Annotated in this window: 18 protein-coding genes; 12 read left to right on the top strand and 6 right to left on the bottom strand. The window is 52.0% G+C overall.

Features of this window, described 5'->3' with window-relative positions; all coding sequences use genetic code 11:
* Positions 1 to 6: 6 nt before the first annotated feature.
* The 4 genes from AADEFJLK_RS11325 to AADEFJLK_RS11310 all read left to right on the top strand — a co-directional run bounded on the left by AADEFJLK_RS11325 (position 7) and on the right by AADEFJLK_RS11310 (position 4,533).
* Positions 7 to 681: an energy transducer TonB family protein gene (locus AADEFJLK_RS11325; protein WP_103974331.1), complete on the top strand. Its 675-nt coding sequence runs from the start codon at positions 7 to 9 to the stop codon at positions 679 to 681.
* 95 nt (positions 682 to 776) lie between these two features.
* Positions 777 to 2,573: a putative porin gene (locus AADEFJLK_RS11320; protein WP_249028024.1), complete on the top strand. Its 1,797-nt coding sequence runs from the start codon at positions 777 to 779 to the stop codon at positions 2,571 to 2,573.
* A 12-nt stretch (positions 2,574 to 2,585) separates the two neighbouring features.
* Positions 2,586 to 3,260 (top strand): hypothetical protein, encoded by a 675-nt coding sequence (locus AADEFJLK_RS11315; protein ID WP_211299199.1) that lies wholly within the window; start codon positions 2,586 to 2,588, stop codon positions 3,258 to 3,260.
* Between the two features lie 19 nt (positions 3,261 to 3,279).
* Positions 3,280 to 4,533 (top strand): hypothetical protein, encoded by a 1,254-nt coding sequence (locus AADEFJLK_RS11310; RefSeq protein ID WP_103974330.1) that lies wholly within the window; start codon positions 3,280 to 3,282, stop codon positions 4,531 to 4,533.
* Here AADEFJLK_RS11310 and rtcA read toward each other — a convergent pair.
* Positions 4,516 to 5,565 (bottom strand): RNA 3'-terminal phosphate cyclase, encoded by a 1,050-nt coding sequence (gene rtcA / locus AADEFJLK_RS11305; RefSeq protein WP_103974329.1) that lies wholly within the window; start codon positions 5,563 to 5,565, stop codon positions 4,516 to 4,518. The two genes, AADEFJLK_RS11310 and rtcA, sit on opposite strands and share 18 nt — an antisense overlap.
* Positions 5,552 to 6,781: an RtcB family protein gene (locus tag AADEFJLK_RS11300; RefSeq protein WP_088617689.1), complete on the bottom strand. Its 1,230-nt coding sequence runs from the start codon at positions 6,779 to 6,781 to the stop codon at positions 5,552 to 5,554. The genes rtcA and AADEFJLK_RS11300 overlap by 14 nt, the downstream gene beginning before the upstream one ends.
* A 263-nt stretch (positions 6,782 to 7,044) precedes the next feature.
* Between AADEFJLK_RS11300 and rtcR the strand changes: the two genes are divergently transcribed.
* A complete protein-coding gene (rtcR, locus tag AADEFJLK_RS11295; RefSeq protein ID WP_103974328.1) occupies positions 7,045 to 8,646 on the top strand; it encodes an RNA repair transcriptional activator RtcR in 1,602 nt (533 codons plus the stop codon).
* 115 nt (positions 8,647 to 8,761) lie between these two features.
* On the opposite strand, the gene pncB is transcribed toward rtcR, so the two are convergent.
* A complete protein-coding gene (gene pncB, locus AADEFJLK_RS11290; protein ID WP_249028023.1) occupies positions 8,762 to 9,943 on the bottom strand; it encodes a nicotinate phosphoribosyltransferase in 1,182 nt (393 codons plus the stop codon).
* A gap of 9 nt (positions 9,944 to 9,952) precedes the next feature.
* Positions 9,953 to 10,783, bottom strand: coding sequence for a cysteine hydrolase family protein (locus tag AADEFJLK_RS11285; RefSeq protein ID WP_103974326.1), 831 nt, complete (start codon positions 10,781 to 10,783; stop codon positions 9,953 to 9,955).
* 166 nt (positions 10,784 to 10,949) lie between these two features.
* Between AADEFJLK_RS11285 and AADEFJLK_RS11280 the strand changes: the two genes are divergently transcribed.
* Complete coding sequence (locus AADEFJLK_RS11280; protein ID WP_088617685.1) at positions 10,950 to 11,618, top strand: NUDIX hydrolase; 669 nt, start codon at positions 10,950 to 10,952, stop codon at positions 11,616 to 11,618.
* 65 nt (positions 11,619 to 11,683) lie between these two features.
* Entirely contained in the window at positions 11,684 to 12,565 is an 882-nt protein-coding gene (locus tag AADEFJLK_RS11275; RefSeq protein WP_103974325.1) for a LysR substrate-binding domain-containing protein, read from the top strand.
* 20 nt (positions 12,566 to 12,585) lie between these two features.
* Here the strand turns inward: AADEFJLK_RS11275 and AADEFJLK_RS11270 are convergent, their stop codons facing one another.
* On the bottom strand, positions 12,586 to 13,425 hold the full coding sequence (locus AADEFJLK_RS11270) for a peptidylprolyl isomerase (RefSeq protein ID WP_103974324.1): 840 nt from the start codon (positions 13,423 to 13,425) through the stop codon (positions 12,586 to 12,588).
* A gap of 284 nt (positions 13,426 to 13,709) precedes the next feature.
* On the bottom strand, positions 13,710 to 17,621 hold the full coding sequence (locus AADEFJLK_RS11265; RefSeq protein WP_103974323.1) for a DUF3683 domain-containing protein: 3,912 nt from the start codon (positions 17,619 to 17,621) through the stop codon (positions 13,710 to 13,712).
* 661 nt (positions 17,622 to 18,282) lie between these two features.
* On the opposite strand from AADEFJLK_RS11265, the gene AADEFJLK_RS11260 reads away from it, so the two are divergent.
* From AADEFJLK_RS11260 to AADEFJLK_RS11240, 5 genes are read left to right on the top strand one after another with little or no spacing between them, the layout of a single operon-like run.
* Complete coding sequence (locus AADEFJLK_RS11260) at positions 18,283 to 21,234, top strand: ABC transporter substrate-binding protein (RefSeq protein ID WP_103974322.1); 2,952 nt, start codon at positions 18,283 to 18,285, stop codon at positions 21,232 to 21,234.
* Positions 21,235 to 21,261: 27 nt separating this feature from the next.
* A complete protein-coding gene (locus tag AADEFJLK_RS11255) occupies positions 21,262 to 22,497 on the top strand; it encodes an STAS domain-containing protein (protein WP_103974321.1) in 1,236 nt (411 codons plus the stop codon).
* Positions 22,494 to 23,429, top strand: coding sequence for an ABC transporter permease (locus AADEFJLK_RS11250; protein ID WP_103974320.1), 936 nt, complete (start codon positions 22,494 to 22,496; stop codon positions 23,427 to 23,429). The genes AADEFJLK_RS11255 and AADEFJLK_RS11250 overlap by 4 nt, the downstream gene beginning before the upstream one ends.
* Complete coding sequence (locus tag AADEFJLK_RS11245) at positions 23,426 to 24,271, top strand: ABC transporter ATP-binding protein (RefSeq protein WP_211299198.1); 846 nt, start codon at positions 23,426 to 23,428, stop codon at positions 24,269 to 24,271. The genes AADEFJLK_RS11250 and AADEFJLK_RS11245 overlap by 4 nt, the downstream gene beginning before the upstream one ends.
* A 23-nt stretch (positions 24,272 to 24,294) precedes the next feature.
* Positions 24,295 to 24,681, top strand: coding sequence for a response regulator transcription factor (locus AADEFJLK_RS11240; protein ID WP_088617678.1), 387 nt, complete (start codon positions 24,295 to 24,297; stop codon positions 24,679 to 24,681).
* Positions 24,682 to 25,120 lie beyond the last annotated feature (439 nt).

Genomic DNA, 25,120 nt, shown 5'->3' with positions numbered 1-25,120 from the left:
GCGGTTATGGAGAAATACCAACGTTGGTTACGCAACTTGCCGCTGATTATCGGTATTGTTTTAGCCCTGCTGATCGCCGTCGCGGTGTATTTTCTACAAGGCATGTTTCAAAAACCGGCGCAGGCGAAAAAACAGATGCAGCAAATTACCATGATCCAACCGCCGCCTCCGCCACCCCCGCCGCCGCCTGAGCAAAAACCGCCGGAACCGGAGCCTGAGCCGGAAAAAATGCCTGAACCGGAACCGGAAAAAGAACCTGAACCCGCCCCCGAAGCGGCGGCTGAACCCGCTGGTGAAGAACTGGGCGTAGATGCCGATGGCGGTGCAGGTTCTGATGGCTTTGGCCTAATCGGTAAAAAAGGTGGGCGCGGCTTGTTAGGCGGCACGGCAGGCAGTGCCGCGATTTGGTATGGCGGGCAAGTAAAACGCGGTCTGGAGGAGGAATTGCAACGCCTACTGACGGACAGCCCGGCGCGTAAGGCGGCTTATAGCGTGCAAATGAATGTCTGGGTCAATGCCGACGGCAGCGTCAACCGCGTTGAATTAGCCAGCCCCAGCGGTAAGCCGGAAGTCGATCAAGCCATCCGCGCCGCCCTGCCGACCTTACGTTTCAGCTTAGCCAAACCGCCGCCCGAAACGATGCCGCAACCGATTAAGCTGCGCGTCACCTCAAGGATTTAGGGCGTGTCCGCAAGCTTTTGGGCGGATCGGCAATGTTGTTTGCCCTAAAGGGCAATGCCAATAGAATTCAAAATACCGTAATGAGAGTAACGATAATGACCAAAAAAACCTTGGCGGCCCTACTGGCAAGCTCGCTGGTAACGCCGATTATGGCGGATGAAAAAGAGGATTTGCTTAAGCTCAAGCAAGAAATTGCGGGTGAGCGTGAGGAACTGCTTAACTTAAAAAACACTGCCGTCAATCTGATTGATATTTTTGTCCAACAAGGCTTATTAAATAAAGAGAAGGCAGAAAGCCTGATGAAAGCCGCCAAAGCGAAAGCGGCGCTGGAGGCCAAACAGCCCCCTGCTGTGCCGGACAGCACCGCAAGCCAAGACGCTGGCAAACCAAAAGATGCCAAAAGTATCCGTTTTGCTTATGTGCCTGAATTTGTCAAAGAAGAGATCCGCCAAGATGTGATTGCCAATATGACGGGTAAAGTAGTGAGCGAAGTGAAAGCGGATGCCAAAAAAGAACAATGGGGCATACCCGCCGCGTTGCCGGAATGGTTAAATAACATCAAAATTTCCGGTGACATGCGCTTGCGCGCCCAAGATGACATTTTCGGCTCGGCCAATAGCTCAAGCTCCTATCTGGATTATCTGAATATCAATCAAGATGGCGGCCAATTGGCGGCGCAAAGCAGAAACCAGCAATATCTCAACACCACCGAAGACCGTTTACGCCTACGCGAACGCTTTCGCCTAGCCATTGATGCGAAAATCACCGACGGCTTAAAGGCGGGTTTGCGCTTGTCTACCACTAACCAGTACAGTCCGGTCTCCAGCAACCAGACGCTCGGCAATACCGGGCAATCGTTCCAACTTGCCATTGACCGTGCCTTTGCGCAATACGATTTTGTCGACAGCCAACATAATGACTGGTTTACCCTTTCCGGCGGGCGGATTGCCAACCCTTGGGTATCCACCGAAATGGTCTACAGCCCGGATTTGAGTTTTGAAGGTTTTGCGGGTACGTTCCGTTGGCATACCAACCAAGAGCAAGACCGTGTCAAATACTATCAGCCCGCCCAAGCTAATAGCCGCTTCGGCTTGCAAATGGGGCCACAGACCCCCGATTCATTATTTGTCACTTTAGGCGCGTTTCCGATTCAGGAAGTCAACTTTTCCACTGTCGACAAATGGCTGTTCGGCGGGCAAATCGGTGCCGATTGGCTGGTGCATAACGATTCGCGCCTGAAAGTCGCCGCCGCATACTACGATTATGAAAATCTCCGCGCCCGCAGCAATGCCAGCGACAGCTTTACTTATGATTGGACAGCCCCGCAGTTTATCCAAAAGGGCAATACCTTAGTGCCGATTAACGTCAATAACGGCAGCAATAGCCGCTGTACCGATAGCCAAAGCCTACAAGGCCAAGGCTGTTTGTTTGGCTTGGCCTCAGACTTTAAAATATTCAACGCGACGGTGATGTACGATTTTGCCGACTTTGCCCCGACCCATGCCTTAGTGTCATTCGATTATGCGAAAAACTTAGGCTATGATGCCGCCCGCATCGAGCGCGAATTTCCTGGCTATTTGGGCAGCAACAACCGGGCAAGGACGGATGCCTTCCAAATCCGCTTGGATGTCGGTAAACCGGAAATTAAATACTTTAAAGATTGGAGTACCATTATCGCTTACCGTTACATCCAACGTGACGCTATTTTAGACGCGTTTACCGACAATGTTTTCCATCAAGGCGGTACGGATGCCAAAGGTTGGATGCTAGGCGGCAGTTACGGTGTGGCCAAAAATACTTGGCTGATGTTCCGTTGGTTCAGCACCGAGGCCATTGACGGCCCGCCATTAGATATTGACTCGGCGGTATTGGATTTGAACATGCGTATATAGGCGGAGACAAAAATGAACCCAAAATCCACTCTTTATAGCGGTTTGCTGTTAGCTTGCCTGTTAAGTGTACCCGCCTTGGCCGCACCTAAGCAGGAATCCGCCGGACAACTGGCTTTAAAAAAAGCCCAAGGTGCCGTCCGGCAGTTGACGGAAGAAAAGCAAGCCTTAGAAGCGGAAAAAACCGCTTTAATCGACCAAGTTAAAAAACTAGAAGGCACTGCCCAACAGTTAGGGCCTTTACAAGCCGAATTGGTGCTGCATAAAAGCCAAGAAGAGGCTTTGCACACCAGCAACAGCACCTTGGCGGTACAACTGCAAGGCGAACGTGACAAACTGCAAAACTTGCACAATAAACTGAAAGATATTGTTGCGCAGGCGAAATTAATCCAAAACGATAACCAATTGCTGGTCGCCGCTGTCAAGGAACGTGAGCAGTGGATAGGCCAATGCCGTGATAAGAACCACCAATTGCTGGAGGTCAACCAAGCGTTGGTCGGCAAATACCAAGACAAAGGTTTTTGGAGTAAAGCGGCGGAATTGGAGCCATTTACCGGTATCGGTAAAGTCGAAACCCAAAACACCGTGGAAAGCTATCAGTTTAAATTGGCGGACCTTAAAGTCACCGAATTTGCTGAGGCGAGCCATGCACAGTCAGCCGAAGCGGATGCCGCCGCGCCAAACCCATAAGCTAATTACGAGGCCCATCATGTCCAAAACAACGCCTGAACGTCTTATCATTGGCCCGTCGCATGTGGTCAGGCTCCGGCACGCGCTGGCAACCCGGCAACTGCCGGAACTGACGCTACCTAGCCGCCTGATTGGGGTCGGTGGCTTACCGATTTGGAGTCCGCGCATCACGAAAGAACTGGCCACCGCCACACCGGAGTCAGAAGTTTTTGTGATCGTCGGCGATTTCAGGTTCGGCAATCCGGTCTTGAATGATCCGACGTTTACGCCGGACTATCCGCAACCGAAAGAGTATCTCTCCATTGAGAAAGATTTGATTAACGAAACCAATGACCAACGTTTGTTCGCGTTGTCGTTAACGGCTCTGGACGCGCTGAAGCAACAGCTTAATGGCCGTTTGCGCCTGTTATTTTGGGATTTGTCGATACGCGAATACCAAAACCGCAGCACCGGACGTTACTATCAAGAGAGCGGAGATTATCGGCATCCGGTTTGGAATCTGGACGCGGTGTTGGCGCAATTTTCCGATATAGCCATTGATAGCCGCGTCATGCTTAGCCACGGCGAACAGCTATTTATCGACTCCAGCGCCCATCCCAGCCTGATCGGCTGGCTTTATATCAACCGCTATTTGCGCGGTGCTACCACTGTGGATTTATCCGCCGTACTACAAGCATTTGACCAGGCTTTAACGCAGTTACTGGCGGCGGTGCTGACAAAAGAGGCAGTGCTGATTACTGGCGATTCGAAATTTACCCGTTTATTGGCGTTATTTGTCAGTAACCGACAATTCCTTCTACCGGATAACTGGCAAATACTGCCGTTATCAAAAGCCTATGAAGCCCAAGGCTTTGACCGTTGCTTATATTTTCCGGGGCTTTGCACCTTTGAGCTGGATGAGGCAGGTATCGCCGAAGGCATCGGCAAAGTTAAGAGAATATCCGCCCGCCTGACCGCCACCCACAAGCAAGTGTCTGTTTTGTATTATGATAACTGGGCTTATGAAGCCATATCCAAACGCTCCGGCTACCAGAACAAATTTGTCTCCCGATATGACAGCGGTTTGACTGCCCAATTAGAGGCGGTGACTTGCCCGCCGGGGCAAGCCTATAAAATCACCGACAGCACCGACTTTGAAGGTATGATAGAACTCAACGCCACCTTGTTGCCCAGCGTGTTGGGTATCGTCGAGATTCTGGCCAGAAGCACCCGGCAAATTAGCCATGAACAGGTGCTGGCGGCTTATCAGGACTTTTTAACGGCGTGTTTGTGAGTTTACGTCCACCGTAACCCTCCAGCCTTGCGCCACTTCTTCCGCATCAATTGACACCGCCAACAGTTGCCGGATAACATTCATATTCGTCCGGCAATGCTCGGTCAATTTTCCGGTAATAAACGAACCACCTGCCCCTAAAGCCAAAGGCAACAACAATTGGTCGGCCAGATAATGCCCGACCGGGGCGGAACTGCTTTGGTAGCGGCGTAAGGCATCAACGGCACTATCGGCGACTTTTTCGGCACTGATATTCAACGCCCCGTGACTTGCCACCAACTCAGTAATATGCGCATAATCCATTTGCACAATGACACTATTGCCCGGCCCCAAGGAGTCGATTTGCGCGGTGCTGATGCTCTCTTCCGGCCATTTCAGGCGGCGCAATAAACGGTCTTTTTCCCTGACTACAATATGTCCGGGAATTTTCGCGCTCAGACAACGGGCGTGGGCCGTCACCAACTCGCCGCGCGTTTCCAAACATAAGCGGCGGTAAGCGGCGGCGGGCTTAACCGTTACCGTCCATTCCCCCGCCCCGACCGGATAAAAACCGTAGCGGTGCAATTGGCAGGTAAATTCGCCGCCCTGTTGGCGCAAGACCGGCAAAAACGCCTGCTCGATAAAATCAAAACTGGGAGCCATCGGGTTATGTGTACCGCCGACCAAAGTCAGACGTGAGGGTTGCCCCGCCATCAGCAAAGCAGGCAAGACGGTTTGGAACACCAAGGTGCTGCTACCCGCCGTGCCCACCGCGAAGCGGTAATCCCCCGCCCTGATAGGGCCGGGGGTAAACGCTAGCGCCGTCGCGCCGATAAAAGCCCCTTTTACCTCGGCTCCGCAAACATCGGCAATGGCCTTGACGCAAGCCAGATGCTGGCGCATCAGACCAGGGTTTTGGCGGCCTTGACGGATGTTACGGATATGCACAGGCACACCGCGACATGCCGATAAGGTTAAGGCGGTGCGCAAAATTTGCCCGCCGCCTTCACCTTGGCTACCGTCAATTTCAATACCCTCGCTAACCTTTGACACAAACCACCTGTTTTAATGTGTGCATAATTTCCACCAAATCGCTTTGCGCCGCCATCACTTGCTCTATAGGTTTATAAGCGGACGGGGTTTCGTCGATGACTGATTTGTCCTTACGGCATTCCACGCCTTCCGTGGCGGCGACATGTTCTGCCACCGAGACATTTTTTATGGCGGCGGTTCTGGACATCACCCGCCCGGCACCGTGGCTGCAACTGCAAAAACTTTCTTCGTTACCCAAACCACGGACGATGAATGATTTCGCCCCCATACTGCCGGGGATAATCCCCCATTCCCCCAGCCCGGCCCGCACCGCGCCTTTGCGGGTCAGCAGCACGTCTTTGCCGTAGTGGTGCTCACGGCTGACATAATTATGGTGACAGTTGACCGCCGCCACTTGGGCATTGAAATTCAGCCCCAAGCTCAGTGACAAAGTGCTTAAGACCCGTTGCATCATCATATCGCGGTTCAGTTGGGCATAGCGTTGCGCCCATTCCACCGCTTGGACATAATCGGCAAAATACTCGGAGCCTTCCGGCAAATAGGCCAGATCACGGTCAGGCAATTGGATAAACCAGCGCTGCATTTCTTTTTGTGCCAGTTCGATAAAATGCGTACCGATACGGTTGCCGACCCCGCGTGAGCCGCTGTGCAGCATCACCCAGACCGCATCGCTTTCATCCAAGCACACTTCGATAAAATGGTTACCTGTGCCTAAAGTGCCCAGATGTTTGGCATTATTGGTGTTTTTTAGCACCTTATGTTTTTCGCACAACTGGCTAAACGGCTCCGCTAGTTGTAAATTCCACACCTGGGCAATCTCTTCGGGCAAGTCATGCCAAGACCCCTTATCACGGCGACCCGGATGCATATCCCGCCCGTGCGGTACGGCGCGTTCAATGGCATGGCGGACATCGCGTAACGAATCCGGCAATTGCTCGGCGCGGATTTCGGTTTTTACCGCCATCATGCCGCAACCTATATCCACCCCCACTGCCGCCGGAATAATCGCGTTTAAGGTCGGCACGACACTGCCGACCGTCGCCCCCTTACCTAAATGCACGTCAGGCATCGCGGCTATCCATTTATGAATAAACGGCAGGCGCGAGATGTTAATCAATTGCTCACGGGCCTGTTCTTCAAAAGGTACGCCGCGTGTCCAAGTTTTGATCGGCACACCGCCGCTGACGTGGGTCACTTCATAGTTAGGTTGGCTCATGGTTTATCATCCTTAGGTTTGGCTTTGGCAAAATGCCGGCAATGTAGCGTCTTCGCTTACGTTTAGGAGAAGCTTATCCCCAAGCCTTTATATACAATAGTTTATAAAAGCTTTACTTACACCATTGCAAAGGCCGCGCCAAGTGTCCAACTATAATATAATGATAAATTTATCAAGCACTTATAGTAAATAGTGGCTTTTTGCCAAAAAGTCACTATAGTAAAAACTATCTAAATAAATAACAGCCTATCAAAATAGATATTATGAAAACCGTTGTCATCAGCCTGCTCGGCACGTCTTTAGACAATCGCGGCTTTAATTACAAACGCTGGGAACGCTGGCGGCCTACTTTGTCCTTATGCCAGCATGACGATTTGCTGGTTGATAGGCTGGAGTTACTGTTCCAAAGCCAATACCAAAAGATTGCCGAAAACCTCACCGAAGACATCCGCACCATTTCCCCAGAAACCGAAGTCAGGCGGCATCTTATAAATCTGGACGACCCTTGGGATTTTCAAAGCGTCTATGCCGAGTTATTGGATTTTGCCCAAGGCTACGCGTTTAATAGCGAGCAGGAACAGTATCTCGTACATATCACCACGGGTACACATGTCGCGCAAATTTGCCTGTATTTGCTGACTGAAGCCCGCTACTTGCCGGGGCGTTTGGTGCAAACGTCGCCACCCTATAAAAGGGAGACTGTGCCGGGACATTATCAAATCATTGATTTGGATTTATCCAAATACGATCAGTTGGCATCGCGTTTTGCCAAAGAGCATCAGGAAGGTGCACATTACCTGAAAGGCGGTATCGAAACCCGTAACCCGGCTTTTAATAAAATGATCGAGCAAGTCGAAAAAGTCGCCATCCGCTCGCAAGAGCCTATTTTGCTGACCGGCCCGTCCGGTTCCGGCAAATCGCAATTAGCCAAGCGCATTTATCAATTGAAGAAAAAACGCGGGCAATTTCCTGGGGCATTGGTGGAAGTCAATTGTGCGACTTTGCGCGGCGATAATGCCATGTCGGCTCTATTCGGCCATGTTAAAGGGGCGTTTACCGGAGCGGTTATGGTACGCAAGGGCTTACTGGCCGAAGCCGATAACGGGCTGTTGTTTTTGGATGAAATTGGCGAACTGGGTTTGGATGAACAGGCCATGCTGTTACGCGCTATTGAAGATAAACGCTTTATGCCCTTAGGCTCGGATAAGGAGACCAGCAGCCGCTTCCAATTGATAGCAGGTACTAACCGCAATTTATTTGCGCAAGTGGAACAAGGGCGGTTTCGGGAAGACTTGCTCGCGCGGATTAATTTGTGGTCTTACCAATTGCCGTCCTTAAAACAGCGTTTGGAAGACTTGGATGCCAATATAGACTATGAGCTGGAAAAGTACAGCCAGAAGACCCGCACCTTGATAGGCTTTAACAAACAGGCCAGGGAATGTTACCTACAATTTGCGAAAGCCCCGGAAGCGACGTGGAACAGCAATTTCCGCGACCTTAACGCCAGCATTACCCGCATGGCAACCTTGGCGGATGGCGGGCGCATCACTTTAGAAGTGGTGGCCGAGGAAATAGACCGTCTGCGCCATGCTTGGCGGCAAAACCAAGGCGATAACGCCGCAACGGATTTGGCAGGGTTATTGGATGCGCCCGTGGATTTGTTTGACCAAGCGCAATTGGCGTATGTCATCCGCATTTGCCAAACTTCGCACAGCGCCGCTGAAGCAGGCCGCAAACTATTTAACGTCAGCCGTCAACAGAAGGCATCGGGTAACGATAGCCATAGGCTAATCCAATTTCTTAGTAAATTTGGTTTGGATTTTAAGACGGTTAAGCACTATACAAAAAATTCGGCTGAGCTATAAACACCTCTCTGCCTTAAATTGAGGGCGGTTTCTATGTTATTGAAATAAAATACTAAAACTGGCATTTGCTTGCCTGCACCAAAAGCACAGCGGACAGAGCCAACATGGGATCATTTCAAACAAAATGGTTAAAAACATGGCGTAAATAAGCAATAAAGGCCGCGTCTTGGCATAAGGTTTTACCGGGCGAGTCTGACAGTTTAGCGACTGGTTCGCCATTACAACGCATCAGCTTCATGACAATATTCAAAGGCTGCACCCCCAAATCATTCGTTAAGTGGGTGCCGATACCAAAACCCAGTTGGATACGTCCGCCAAACTGCCGATACAGGGCGATGGCTTTGCTTATGTCCAGACTATCGGAAAACACCAAGCGTTTGCTGTTCGGGTCAATGTTAAGTTGCTGATAATGGCGGATTGCCTTTTCCCCCCAAGCGAACGGGTCGCCGGAATCATGGCGCAAACCGTCAAACAGCTTGGCAAAATACAAATCAAAATCACGCAGAAATGCCTCCATGCCGATAGTGTCGGTCAGGGCAATACCCAAATCGCCGCGAAACTCTTGCGCCCAATCTTCTAGGGCGACTCGCTGGAAATCCCGCAAACGCACATGGGCTTGGTAAGATTGCACATATTCGTGCGCCATTGTGCCGATGGGCGTTAAGCCCAGTTGCTTGGCCAAATAAACGTTGGAAGTGCCTTTCAGTAGAGTCGGCACTGTTTGCTGTAGGGTGGTGACCACTTCCTCTTGCCATGCTCCCCAAGCCCGGCGGCGTAAGCCGAAATCAAAAAACTCGAACGGATGCCGTAAGGCGGGTTCGGCGGCAAAGGTTTTCAGTACGGCGATTTTCTCATGGAGCCGACGGCGGCCTTCCGCTAACAAAACGGCGGGGTCGAAACGCCGGAAATACAGTTCCGAAACGATATACAAGCAGAATATTTCGAAATTCATGATTTGTATTTGCGGGCCGACGGCGCGGATTCTGAGTTGTCCACTCTCGGCTGATACTTGCAGATAGTTTGCCTGGAAACAGAATCCCGCCAAAAAACCGATAAAATCCGCTTTGAGAAAAGGCAAGCCCGCCAGATAATTTAACTCATCATCGGTAAAGCGCAGGCTATACAGATGCGCCAACTCCGCCCGGACATCCTTAACCAAATCGGCCAGCGGATAAGCGGGGGTGTTGCGGCAGACAAATTCATACTCGGCCAAGGTTTCAGGCCGTTTGTGCAGCATAGTTTGCCACATTGGGAACTTATACAGGTCATTTTCCAATAAGCTTTTAACGATAGGCATAGTCATTCCTTAATCGGTAAGTTCGGCAAGCAGATCGGCACTGCTGGCTAAGCGTACGCCGTGTGCCTGCATATCGGCGAAAAATTGCTGAGCAATGTTTTCAAAACCCGGCACCGGGCTCATGCAATCGGTCAACAAAACCAATTTGTCGCGCAAGGCAGGGGCATAACGCAATAGGTCTTCCACCGTTTCTTTCACACAATGGCTGCTTGCCTGGCCCGCCACCAAAATCTCCGTTTGGCGTGCCAATAAAGCCAATAAATCTTGGTTTAATTGGGTGGATTCGTCGTCAGGGTACGGAAACACGGCCTTTAGGGCGGAAAAGCTCTCCGTCCAGATATTTTCGCCTTTCTGGATAAATGTGATGGGTTTTAAGCGCTGTAATGACCACTGCCGCAATGCGCTGGCAATTTCAGGGTGCAGATTATGTCCGGGCGTACCGATCTGGCAATGCTCAGGCCAAAGGGTCAATGTTCGCCCGGCTTGTTCCAACGCGTCAAAATACGCCCCCAGAAATTGGCCACCGTCTTGGGCGGATACCCCAATGATAGGCCGATAGTCGCCGTTACGCACCTCAGCGGCAGTGATTGCTGTGAAGGTCGGCACATTGCCGCCGTACCTATCCCGCCAACAGACCGCGTTAGCCAAGTCTAATGGCTGATGCGAATCGAGCGTGGCGATGATGCCGGAAATGGCTAAGCCGCCTTGTTGGATCAGCCGCGCCAATCTGAGGCAATCGTCATGCGCCCCCTTAACCGCCAAAGCTGGCGAATAGCTATAGGTAGGCAAAGCGCAGAAATCGTTTTGGGCATCAATAATCAGCAGTTGTCTGTCAGGCATTAGGGAAGCCATTGGTAAAAATAAGTAATGTGCAGTTAGTGTAAGCCTATTAGTTACAAAATGCAACTAAGTATATTGCTGATAAGCCAATAAGATTTAATGGTGTTGTGTAGGGAATATCTTCGGTAAACTAAGTCAAACACCCGAAAACCAACTTTTAAAGCCCATGCATCAAGCTGTCATTGCCACTGTCGATATTGTTTTTTTGACCATCCATAACGGGCGCTTAGGTGTCGCCTTATCCAAACGTGATAAAGAACCTTTTCAAGGTGGTGATGCCTTACCAGGCGGTTATATCCATGCCCAAGAAGACCGTGATTGCTTAGATGCCGCCGTGCGGATACTACATGAGAAAACCGGGATTTTGCCGCCTTATCTGGAACAATTGCAAACTTTCGCGGGCGCGGCCAGAGATCCGCGTGGCTGGTCTGTATCGGTGGCCTATTTTGCTTTGGTGCATTACCGCGTCATCGAATCCGCACACCATCCCGATGTAGCGATTTTCCCGGTTGATGCCTTACGCCGCCTACCGTTCGACCATAACGACATTATCGCCACAGCCGTCGATAGGATACGCAATAAGGCGCAGTATTCCTCATTGCCGTGCCATTTGGCAGGGGAAACGTTTACCTTGCCCAAACTGCAAAAAGTCTATGAAGCCTGTTTGGGGGAAGCCTTAAACAAGGTCAGTTTCCGCAGAAAAATGCAGGAATTAGCCGTATTGGAAGCTGTACCCGGACAAATGGAAACGGAGGGTGCCCATAGGCCCGCCCAGTTGTATCGGTTGAAAGCGGAATTTAAAAACGGCTTAAAATCATTGGCGAGGGGATTATAGTTGGCTAGCTGCGGCATAATGGCTTATCTTTATGGCGACAAGATAAATTTGCCGGACGATAACCTATGAACCTAAGGGATTTGCATTATTTGATCGCGGTTGCCGATTTGCGCAGTTTTGTGCAGGCGGCGGAGCGTTGCCATATCAGCCAACCGACCTTAAGCACCCAGATCAAAAAAGTTGAAGACAGTTTGGGTGTGCAGATTTTTGAGCGCACCAATAAAAAAGTCTTGCCGACTGAGTTGGGCGAGCAGATTATCGCTTCGGCGCGGCGGATTTTACAGGAAGTCGGGCATATCAACGAATTGGCGCGGATCGCCCAAGACCCTTTGGCAGGTAATTTGCGCTTGGGGGCATTTCCGACCCTAGCCACTTATATCTTCCCCCAATTAGTGCCGCTGATTAAACAGGCTTTACCCAAAGTACGGCTGATTTTGGTAGAAGAAAAAACCGAGCAATTGCTCCAGCAACTGAAACAGGGGCAAATAGACGCGGCTTTATTGGCGTTGCCGATTATTGATGATTATCTGGCGACGGCAGAATTGTTTGCCGACGAGTTTTTTTTGGCTGTTGCCGCCGACCATCCGTTGGCAAGTAAAGCCACGGTTAACCCCGCCGATTTGTCCGGGCAAGCTTTGTTATTGCTGGATGAAGGCCACTGCCTGCGCGGCCATGCCTTACAAATATGCCAGCTCAACGGCTTACAGGAGCAACAAGATGTCCGCGCCACCGGGCTGGAGACGTTGCGGCAAATGGTCTGCGCGGGTACGGGCATCACTTTTATGCCGCGCGTCGCCATCCGTACCTACGATGAAGGTATTTGTTACCTGCCGTTCGCCCCGCCCGCCCCCAGTCGCACCATCGGCTTGGTATGGCGCAAAACCAGTCACCGGGGCGACTTGCTTAAACGCTTAGGAGAATTAGTCCAAACCTTGTCTTGGGAATAACCCCCTCCCCTTTGCAGCCGCTATTGGGCAACTGTCGAATCTTTGGTAAATGTTGCCATACAATTATGGTTGCCTTTTAAGGTATCTAAGGTAATCGTCCGGTTAAAGCCTTGGCAATCGCCTGTCCAACCCGTAAAAGAAAAGCCGCTGATGGGAGTCGCCGTTAAAATCACCTTACCTAATACAGGTTGGGATAACACACAAGCCGTGCCGCAATTGAGACCGGCTGGCGAACTGGTGACCGTACCCGAACCGTTTAAGGTAATGCGGGTAAGCGAGACATTGCTGTTAAGCGCGTAGGAACTGAACACATTTTGGATATACACGAGACTGGGGAAACCCGTAAAAGGCAGGTCATTATAAGTCGCTGAATTGGCTATTTTTCCCACTACATCCATCCCGTCAATCACACTGCCGAAAACCGCGTAACCCGGACTACTGGCACTGGCATAATCTAAAAATAGGTTATCGGTGAGGTTAACAAAAAACTGCGAAGTGGCGGAATTAGGGTCGGAAGTCCGTGCCATAGCGATGGTGCCGGTTTTATTGCTCAAACCATTGTTTGATTCGTTAACAATAGTGGCCAAGGTTGTTTTCAGCTTACCATCAAATCGGCTGTAACCGCCTCCTTGCACCACAAAGCCCTTAATGCTGCGATGAAAGAGTGTGTTTTTATAAAAACCGCTTTGAATATACTTGTAGAAATTATTGGCGCTGATAGGGGCTTTTGTGTAATCAACCTTGAAGGTTATAGTCCCGACATTAGTTTGCAATTCGAATATCGACGGTGGCGTAGCGGCAACTGCCGCTTGCTTGAATGAGGCCAGACCAAGGCACAGTAAAATAGCTAATCGACGCATAGGGGGATTCCAGAAGTTTAAGTGAGAGTGGGCAGGCTTATTATCCGAAGAAGAACGGGGAGATTGCAAGCTTGGCGTACGGTTAAGCAGCTAAGAATCTGTCTGGTAACAGTTTAGGTCTATTAATGTCTCCGACAATACCTTTTTCGCGTATGCTCCATATCAATCCTTGGGTGTAACAACACTCGAATAGTAATTAAAGCCGATGGGGAATTAGCAATAACATTGGCCTTTCAGGCTTGCAAGCCTGAAAGGCCTTAAGCGACGCTTCAACTTTTGGTTTTTTACAACAAAACCCGCTCAATCCCGCCATTACCCGCTTGGCCGATATAGTTTTTCAACCAATCCGCACCCAGTTTGTGGCGAGCGATTTCTACGACGATATAATCCACTTCCAACTGTTCCACATCATCGGTAAAGCGCTGTAAACCTTGGACGCAGGAGGGGCAGGAGGTGAGCATTTTAATCGGCCCGCTGAAACCGTCGGCGCGGATGGCGGCGGCGTTTTCTTGTAGTTCGGCATTTTTCCTAAAGCGCACTTGGGTTGACACATCAGGCCGTGCCACCGCTAATGTACCCGATTCGCCGCAACAGCGTTCGGATTTGCCGACGGTTGTGCCGATCAGGGCGTTGACGGTTTTCATCGGGTCTTGTTGCTTCATCGGGCTGTGGCAAGGGTCGTGGTATAAATAACGGTTGCCGTTAATGCCGTCCAGTTGTACGCCTTTCTCCAACAGATATTCGTGGATGTCGATTAAGCGGCAACCCGGAAAAATCTTCTCAAATTCGTAATCGAGCAATTGGTCCAAGCAAGTGCCGCAACTGACCACGACGGTCTTGATGTCCAGATAGTTTAAGGTATTGGCTACCCGATGGAACAGCACCCGGTTATCGGTGGTGATTTTCTGTGCCTTGTCGTATTGTCCGGCGGCGCGTTGCGGGTAGCCGCAACATAAATAACCCGGCGGCAATACCGTTTGTACGCCAATCTCGTACAACATGGCTTGGGTCGCCAGACCGACTTGCGAGAACAGGCGCTCGGAACCGCAACCAGGGAAGTAAAACACCGCTTCGGAGTCGGCGCGGGTTTTGGCGGGGTCGCGGATAATCGGCACAATCTGGTCGCTTTCTATGCCTAATAAGGCCCGCGCGGTTTTTGACGGGACTTTATCGGGCATTTTCCGGTTGGTGAAGTGCAAGACATATTCGCGTAACTGCGGTTGTCCGGTCGAAGACGGCGGCTGCACCAATTGTTTACGCGTCCACGGTTTGAGCAGGACATTGCCCCAGCGCTGGGCTTTATAGGCCCATTCAATCAGCAATTTACGCATGACTTTAATGCTGTTGGGATGTCCGGTGGAGAGAAAAGCGATAGCCGCTGTTTTTACGGGGTTGAAGCTTTGCTTGCCCATTTTGCGCAACAGGTTGCGCATGTTCATCGACACTTCGCCGAAATCAATATCGACCGGACAGGGGTTAAAGCATTTATGGCAGACGGTGCAATGGTCGGCAACATCTTCAAACTCTTTCCAATGGGTGATGGAAATGCCGCGCCGGGTCTGCTCTTCATACAAAAAGGCTTCGATCAACAACGAGGTGGCGAGGATTTTATTGCGCGGCGAATAGAGCAAATTCGCTTGCGGCACATGGGTGGCGCACACGGGTTTGCATTTGCCGCAGCGTAGACAATCCTTGATGGAATCGGAAATCGCCCCGATGTCGCTTTGTTGCATAATCAGCGATTCATAGCCCATCAGGCTGAATGAGGTAGTATACGCTGTGCTAAGATTGCCGCCCGGCATCAGTTTGCCACGGTTGAAACGGCCTTCGGGGTCCACTTGCTGTTTATAGGCGTGGAAATCGGCCAGTTCGGCTTCGCTGAGGAATTCGTACTTAGTGATACCGATGCCATGCTCGCCGGAAATGACCCCATCCAAAGAACGCGCCAAGGCCATAATGGCGACCACCGCCCCGTTGGCTTCCTGTAACATCTCGTAATGGTCGGAGTTAACGGGTAAATTGGTGTGGACGTTACCGTCGCCCGCGTGCATGTGCAAGGCAATAAACACCCGCCCGCGCAAGATGTCCTTATGCACCGCCTCAATACGTTCGATGACAGGGCGGAAATTGTCGCCTTCAAAAATTTCTTTCAATCTGGGCAGCAATTCCTGCTTCCACGACACGCGCACTGAGCGGTCTTGCAGGCGATGGAACAGGGTCGGCTGTTCGGTGCGGTTAGTCAGCGCGTCGGCTTCGATACCGTAGTCGGCGAACAGGGCTTCCGCCGCGCTTAACGGTAAGTCCAGATGTGTGTACAGCCACTGCCAGCGGGTTTGTACGGTGGCTAAGGCTGATAGGGCTAGGTTACGGCGGTCGCCGATCAGCTCGGTTTTGTCGACGCTGTCTTCATAAGAGCGCAGCGGCAAATCGCCGGACAATAGCGTTTGCAAAGCGGCGCACAAGCGCAATTTATTGCGTAGCGACAGTTCGATATTCAGGCGTTCGATACCGTCGCAATAATCGCCCATGCGCGGCAGCGGAATCACCACGTCTTCGTTGATTTTAAAGGCGTTGGTATGCTTGGCGATAGCGGCGGTACGCGCCCTATCCAACCAGAAGGTTTTGCGGGATTCGGGGCTGATGGCGATAAAGCCTTCGGCATTGCGGGCATTGCATAAGCGCACGACTTCGGAAGCCGCGAGGGCGACTTGCTTTTCGTCATCGCCGACAATATCGCCGATCAGCACCATTTTTGGCCGCCCATGATGCTTGGCTTTACTGGCATAACCGACCGCTTTGACATAGCGCTCGTCCAGATGCTCTAGCCCCGCCAGCATCACGCGTAACGGGCCTTCTTTCGGCAAAGCCGCCAGATAATCGCGGATTTCCAGAATGGCAGGCACGGCCTCGCGCACTTGCCCGAAGAATTCCAAGCAAAACGTCCGGGTATGCGCGGGCATTTTGTGTAAAATCCACTGCGCCGAGGTAATGATGCCGTCACAGCCTTCTTTTTGGATACCCGGCAAACCGCCGAGAAATTTGTCGGTTACGTCTTTGCCTAGCGTCCCTTTGCGGAACGCCGCCCCAGGGATGACCAGCGACTCTTCGGCCAGTAACTGTTGGCGGGTGGCATCATAGCGTTTTAACAGAAAGGTGACTTGTTCCTGTTCATGGATTTTGCCGAGGTTGTGGTTGAGGCGTTCAACTTCCAGCCAGTTACCATCCGGTGTCACCATCCGCCAAGACCACAGGTTATCCAACGCCGTACCCCACAGCACGGCTTTTTTGCCGCCTGCGTTCATCGCGACATTACCGCCCACGCACGAAGCATCGGCGGAAGTGGGGTCGCAAGCAAACACCAGCCCTGCCCGTTCCGCCGTTTCCATGACCCGGCGTGTCACCACGCCAGCCCCAGTATAAATGGTCGCGTAAGGCTGCCCGGCTCCCGGCAATTGGCTGGCCGGATCAACCCGGCCTATCTCCACCAATTTTTCGGTATTGATGACGGCGGCATAGGGGGTCAACGGTACGGCGCCCCCCGTATAACCTGTACCGCCGCCGCGTGGGATAATGGTCAGGCCGAGCTTGATGCAGTCGCGCACCAAATGCCCCACTTCGTCTTCGCTACAGGGATACAGCACCACAAACGGGTATTCAACCCGCCAATCGGTGGCATCGGTGACATGGGAGACGCGGGCAAAGCCGTCAAAACAAATATTATCTTTGCGCGTGTGTTTGGCTAACAAGGCCAAGGCCTTACGGCGCATGGCGTGGGTACGTTCAAAATGGGCGGCAAAATCATCCACGGCCTTATGCGCGGCAGTGAGCAACACTGCCACCCGCTTCGCCCGCTCGGCATTTTCGCCTTCATGGTCGGCATGGCGTTTTTCCATTTGCCCCAGACGATGGCGCAAAGCATCCAGCAAGGCCTGACGGCGCTTGCGGTTATCCAGTAAATCGTCTTCAAGGTAGGGGTTACGCTGTACCGCCCATATATCGCCGAGCACTTCAAACAGCATCCGGGCGGAGCGGCCTGTCACCCGCTCGCCACGCAAGGATTCCAAAATTTGCCAGCTCTCGGCACCTAATAGGCGGATGACAATTTCGCGGTCGGAAAAAGAGGTATAGTTATAAGGGATTTCGCGCAACCGTGTCGGTGACGCTTCGGAAAAAAGGGAGGGCAGTTTTGAGTCCACTACTATTCTGTGTTACGGATAATTGACAAAGCCCATTGTATCACTAGCTGACGGGGTGAAAAACCGAAAGTGGCAATAAGCAGGGCAAGCGCAGAGACATTGGCAAAGAAATGCGCTGAACTTTAACCTTTTAAAAGCCGTGTAGCTTTTGTTCAGCAAGCGATAGCCGTCTGTTTGACAATGGCAAAGCCTCCTTATCTGAATCGATGGACATTTTAGTCAAAGGGCATTCGGTCAGCTCAAAAAATGTTGTGTAGAGTAAAACACAGCGGCTTTTTAAACTGCCGCACAATCAATATGCCGCATGGAAATCGGCATTGATTGGGGCTACTTATTCTTATATCCCATTGATTAAAATGTCTTTAACTTTATATACGCTTACCCTAAAACAATAAGTGTGCTTAAGGATTGGGTGTGCAACAGCAGCAATGAAAAATTGCCGGATATTTTTGGAGACGCTGATTAATTCATCTATCGGTCATTTTCTTGTGATATGCGATACTATATAACTGCATGTCCACCCGCAAAAATGATTGTTAACCCCATAGTTATCGCTAAGGCTAATGACCTTGAAAAAAAGGTGTCGCCTTTGCAAACCATCCGGCAAATGGGCGGCGGCTCCTTTGCCCTATAACAGAGTATTTCGACCTAGCGACTGATTATGACCGAAGCCACTAAGCGCCTTGCCTTTTCCATCTTGCTGATTGTTCTTGCCGCTGCCCTGCAACTATGGTCTGATCGGCATAACCGCCACCAAGGCCAAGCGCGTACAAACACGCCCGTGACCATCATCCCCATCGCCATTTTGCAGCATAGCTCCAACCCGATGATGGAAGAAATCCACGCCGGGATTTTGGCTGGCCTGCATAGCAAAGGTCTGGATGACGGGAAAAATCTGGCAATCACGACTTATAACCCTGAAGGCGATTTGCCCACGGGTAATCTGATGGCGCAAAAAATCACGGGTGGCGATTATCGCCTGGCCGTGTCCATTTCTACCGTGATGTTACAGGCCTTGGCCAATGCTAACCGCAACGGGCGGGTCGGGCATGTATTTGGGGCGGTGACTTCGCCCGTGGCGGCGGGGGTCGGCATCAAAGCCTTGGATAGCTTGGATAAGCCGCCTCATTTAACAGGCATAGGCACCCCGCAACCGGTTGCGGACATTTTCCGGTTGGCGAAACAACTTAACCCGGCCTTAAAAACGGTCGGTGTGGTCTGGAACCCCGCCGAAGTGAATTCGGAATTTTGTACCAAACAAGCGCGGGCAGTGGCCGGAGAGCTGGGGCTAACCCTCTTGGAAGCCCCGGTCGAGCAAGCCAAAGATGTGCGTGAGGCGGCCGAATCTTTGGTGGCGCGGGGCGTGGAAGCCTTTTGGACAGGCGGTGATGCCACTGTAAACGCCACCGTGGATAGCCTGATAGAAGTGGCCCATAATGCGCATATCCCCGTTTTTTCCAATATTTCAGGCCATGCCAAACATGGCGGCTTATTTGATTTAGGTGCCGATTATCACGAAGTCGGTGAGCAAATAGGCCGTATTGCCGCCGATGTCTTGAACGGGGCTAATCCAGCCACTTTGCCGGTCAAAGATTATGTGCCTAAGCGTTTATTGCTCAACGAAAAAACCCTCAGCAGCTTGCGTGATGCTTGGCAATTCAACCCTGCCCTGTATGCCCAAGCCAGCCTTGTTATTGATAAAAATGGCGTGGAAACCCCGCTTAAACCTGCTAATGCCGCCTTGCCTTTACCAGCAGTTGCACCAATGGCCATGGCTTTACCAGCAGGGCGGACATATAAAATCGGCGTGGCATATTTTGCCCCTGAACCGGGCATTGATTCGGTCATGGCAGGATTGCGTGAAGGCCTGAAGGCGCTAGGCTTGGAAGAAGGCCGCAATCTTAGCTTCCAGACTATGCACGCACAAGCGGAAATTGCCCAAATTCCGACTATCGGGCAAGTGCTGGACAACAGCGATGTCGATGCCATTGTGACCCTGACCACACCCGTGCTGCAAGGCGTGGGCATGATGGCCAAACATAAGCCCGTAGCCTTCACCTATGTCACCGACCCGCTGGCGGCGGGGGCGGGGAAAAGTTTTACCGAGCATTTGCCCAATCTTACTGGTATCGGCTCTTTCCCGCCCGTCGCCGATATGTTGGAATTGACGCGCAAGGTTTTGCCGGGTGTCCGTTCGTTGGGTACATTGTATAACCCTAGCGAAGCCAATTCTGTGAAAGTCGCCGCCGTATTGCGGGAGCTGTGCCAAAAAGCGAGCATCACCTTAGAAGAAATCCCTATCAACACCACTGCCGACGTAGTGCAAGCGGCACAAGCCGCCGTGGCGCGTAAGGTCGGGGCGATAGTCGCAGTAGGTGACAACACCATGTATCAAGGTGTGGATGCGATTGCCAAAATCGCCAAAGATGCCAATATCCCACTAATCCTCGACCAACCGGACTTTATCGGTCACGATGCCTTAATGGTTGTCGGTGTCGATTACAAAGAAAGTGGCCGTGCCGTTGCCGAACCGCTGGTACAGTTACTGGCAGGTATCAAACCTGCGGGGATTCCCTTCCGCAATGTCAGCAAAAAATCCATTGTGCTTAACGAAGCCAGTGCCCAACGCTTACATATCACCTTCCCTGACGAACTACGCGCCTTGGCGGTTGCAGCTACTGACACTGCCCCGACACCGCCCGCCAAACCTTTAGACCATCTTTGGAAAATCAAGCGGATACTGTATGTGGAAACGCCCCCTGCCGAAGAGGCCTTGCACGGTATTGACGAAGGCTTTAAGGCGGCTGGCTTGCAGGCGGGACGCGATTTTGTCTTAAGCGACGCGTCAGCACAAGGCGATATGACCGTCTTGTCCGGCCTTGCCGATGCGGCGGGCAGTGACGGTACTGAGCTGTTAATGACCTTGTCCACCCCCACCTTGCAGACGGTATTGCACAAGGTCAAAAAAATCCCCATTGTCTTCACCTTTGTGGCCAACCCAATCATTGCCGGGGCGGGTACGGACGATACCCACCATCTGCCGAATGTCACGGGCGTTTATACTCTCGCCCCTTTCCAAGAAATGGTGGCATTATTGAAACAGTATTTTCCACAGCTACGGCGGGTCGGCACTTTGTTTACCCCTGGGGAAGACAATTCCGTTTACAATATGGAAGCTTTTGAAAAAGCCGCGACGGCACAAGGGCTGTCGGTAAACAAAATGCCGGTCAATTCCGCCAGCGAACTGCCTAACGCCGCCTTGGCAATGGCTAGCCAACCGATTGACGCTTGGGTGCAAATATTGGACAATCAGATAGTTTCCGGCTTCACCGCCATTACCCAAGCCGCGACCCGCGCCAAAAAGCCCTTGTTTACCTTTACCGAGTCGGGAGTCAAGCAAGGGGCCGCCGTCGCCTATTCTATGGATTATTATCAAGCCGGTTTTGATGCCGCCCTCAAAGCCGCCGACATCATGCGCGGTACGCCGCCAGCGGCCATCGCCTTTTCCAAGCCCAGCAAAATCCGCCTGATTATTAGCGAAGCACATGCCAAGGCCTTACAACTGCCGCTACCCGTCGGGCTGGTCAATAAAGCCGACCTACGCCTCCCCTAGCCCCCACCATCCTAAAGGAGCAAGCCCATGGAAATTATTACCCAACTGGAAGGTGACGAAATGCACATCACCTTGCAAGGACGGCTTGATGCCGCTTGGAGCCAGTCGGTCAGCAAAACTTTGCAGGATATTATCCACGATGGTGCCCACCGTATTGCTTTGGACTTGGCGCAAGTCAGTTATCTGAGTTCAGCCGGCATCCGGGTGCTGGTGCTATTGGTCAAAAACCTGAAAACTATCGGCGGGGGCTTACGGCTTATTAACCCCTCCCCTACGGTCAGTGAGGTGCTGAAACTGGTCGGTTTTAACCAACTGTTGGATAGTACACCCGTAACAGTAGGTAGCCCCACACCTCATACGCCCTCCGCCATCCCTACCCGCTCCTGCCGACAAAGCCACTTGGCAGGACAAGACTTTTCCGTCTATACCCTAGATGCCGCCGCCCAGCAGCACGGCACAGTGATAGGCTCCGCGCAGGCTTTAGCCCAACAGCCGCAGACTATCGCCGTCAGTGCAGACCATTGGGTAATCGGCTTAGGGAACTTAGGGGCCGCCCATAATGCCGACCATGCCGGGGAATTGCTCGCCGTGGCGGGATTAGCCATCAGCTTACCCGGCAATGATCCCGAACATCCCGACTGGCTACAGCAAGAGGGCGGGCTACAGCCTGAAGTCAGTGTCTGGCACGGCCTGCAAGCCAGCGGCCCGTTCCGTTATCTGTTACGGTTTGGCGAAACCCCGGCAACGCCGCCGATATGCCTGAGCGACTTGGCGCAAGCGGCATTAGAGGTCTGTGCTAGCCCCATTGTCTCATGGGTTTTGGTCGCTGAAACGGCCCATCTGATCGGCGCGGCCTTACAACTGCCGCCAACACCTTTAGATGCGGACTTTTTTAGCTTTCCGGGTATCCGCGACCGTTTGTTATTTACCGCCGAACCGGCGTATGCTGAAGAGACCTGCTTAATTGTTGGGGTGGTCGCGCGTAACCCCGCCTTACCATTAGCCGCCCAACTGCACCCCAGCGCCGAAGACAGCGATCTGTTTATGCACGTCCATGCCAGTGTCGTCCCCTTCACGCCAGTGCGCAAAGGTTTTGTTGAACTGTCCGAAAGCTTGGAGCGGTTGATGGACGCACAGACCCTACGCGGGGTATTGCATTTGCTCAATGATGACCGTGAAGGCATCGGGGCGGGCGAAAGCTATTTGCGGCGGGGGGCGTTATGGTGTGCCCCCGTCCATTTCAACGCTGAGGATTCCTTATGACATTATTAATAGGCGCGTTAACGCTAGGCATTATCCTTGCCCTACTGGCTCTGGGCGTGTATGTCTCTTACCGCATTTTTGACATTGCCGACATTACCGTTGACGGCTCGCTGACCTTTGGCGCGGCGGTCGCCAGTGTCTTACTGGTCAGGCATGGTATCCACCCGCTCTGGGCGTGTTGTGCCGGATTTGCGGCCGGGGCAACAGCGGGCTTGGTCAGCGGCATCTTACAAACCCGTTTCCGCATCAATTCCTTACTGGCGGGCATCTTGGTGATGACAGCCCTGTACTCGGTCAACCTGCATGTCATGGGGCGCAGTAACATCCCTTTTTTAGGCACTGTTACTGTCGCCACTTACTGCGAACAATTAGGCGTTGCCTGGTTTGGCGCAGCCGAAACGGATTTATGGGGTTGGACAGTGTCCAGTGCCGACCTGACCATGCTGTTGCTGATGTTTGCCTTGGTCAGTTGTGTGGCCTTGGCCTTGTGGGCGTTTCTGCGCACCGACATCGGCACCGCCATGCGCGCCTCCGGTGATAACCCGCAAATGATCCGCGCCTTAGGCGGCAATGTCGAAAACTACCGTATCTTTGGGCTGGCGGTGGCGAATGGCCTGGTCGGCTTGGCAGGCGCCTTATGGGCGCAATACCAAAACTTTGCCGACGTACAAATGGGCATCGGTATGGTGGTCTGGGGCTTGGCGAGCGTCATTATCGGCGAAGCCTTAACGGGGGCAAGCAGTGTCGGGGTCGCCATTGTCGGCACGATTGTCGGTTCTATCCTGTTCCGGCAATTGGTGGCGATTGCCTTGTCGTTCGGCCTCAACCCCAACGATCTGAAACTGGTGACGGCGGTGTTTGTATTCGCTGCCTTGATCTTACCTGATATGATGGGCAAGCTGAGCGCCCGCAAACAGCCGGGGGCCGCATGAACACTAGCACCACCTTGGCCGCCGCCCCTTTGGTACGCTTAAGCCAAGTCTATAAAACTTTTCATGCGGGTACGGTTAATGAAGTCCGGCCCATGCGCGGCATCAACCTTGACATTGCCGAAGGGGCTTTTGTCATCGTCTTAGGCGGCAACGGCTCCGGCAAGTCCACCCTACTGAATGCCATTGCCGGCAGCTTTGCCATTGATGCCGGACGTATAGAACTGGATGGGCAAGATGTCAGCACTTGGCCGGAACACCGCCGTGCCGCCTTGATTGGTCGGGTATTCCAAAACCCGTTTTCCGGCACTGCCCCGAACATGTCGATCTTAGATAACTTCTCATTGGCGGCTAAACGCGGCAAATTCCGCGGTTTAAGTTGGGCGCATTCGCGGCAGTTGCGTGACGAATTAAGCGACCGCGTCCGCGAACTGAAAATGGGCATGGAAGACCGTTTGGACAGCGCCATCGGCTCCTTGTCGGGTGGCCAACGCCAAGCTTTGACCTTATTGATGGCGACTTGGCTTAAACCCAGATTGTTACTGCTGGACGAACACACCGCCGCATTAGATCCCAAAAGCGCCGACCAAGTGATTGCCCTGACCGATAGAGTCATCCAACGCGAAGGCCTGACCACCCTGATGGTGACGCATTCCATGCAGCAAGCCGTCAATCTCGGCGACCGTATTATCATGATGCACCGTGGCAATGTCTTGCATGACTTTAGGGACGCGCAAAAACAACGACTGCGCGTTGATGATCTGCTGGCGCATTTTGAAAACGTACGCCGCCGCGAATTGCTGGATGAAAGCGCGGCGGATATGCTACGCTCACGTTATCTTTGACCTTTACCTAACCCGATACGATTATGAACAAAAAAATCCTGATTACCGACGACGAACCCCATATCCGCATGTTGCTGGAACAAACCCTAGAAGACTTGGAAGATTACGATGTGGAGTTTTTCCTTGCCGAAAATGGTGAGGAAGCGTTGGCGATTATCGAAGAGGAACGTCCTGCCCTGGTTCTGTTAGACGTGATGATGCCGAAGATGAACGGCTTTGAAGTCTGCCGGATCGTCAAGCAAGACTGGGCATTAGATGACGTGTTTATTATTATGCTGACCGCCAAAGGCCAGGAATACGATAAGGAAAAAGGCAAAGAAGTCGGTGCTGATATGTACATTACCAAACCTTTCAACCCTGATGAGATTATGGCCCATGCGGTTAGGGTGTTGGGTATTGATATGGATTGAAGACGACAACACCACCATGTTTTTTGGCCCATGTGGGCTACTACTGTGTCTCTGAATTAACCGTTCGCCTATATCTTGATTCTGTATTCCTATAAGGGCGAGAATCCCCAACTGATTTCGGGAGGATAGGAAAAAGCCTGTGACTCAGATTGATCCCCTGAGATTATCGAAGGGGAATCCGTTCATAATTTGACAAGCTCCACCACAAGAGAGGCTGAGGACATGCGAACGGCTTAACCTTACCGCAGCTTTAAATTAATAGTGTTCATTACGTTATTGAAAAATCATTAACTTAAAGTCCGTGAGGCAAGGCGGGTAAACCTTAATACTCGATCATCAAGTTTTTAATATTAGAATAAGCAACTTAGCCATTAGATATTGGATTAGTATCTTAATTAAGTACAAACAACAAGTTGCAATGGAATCCGTCCCCCTCCCC

Origin of the sequence: Methylovulum psychrotolerans (assembly GCF_002923755.1) — a bacterium.
GTDB classification, from domain to species: domain Bacteria; phylum Pseudomonadota; class Gammaproteobacteria; order Methylococcales; family Methylomonadaceae; genus Methylovulum; species Methylovulum psychrotolerans.
This window is presented reverse-complemented; position numbering and strand designations above follow the sequence as displayed.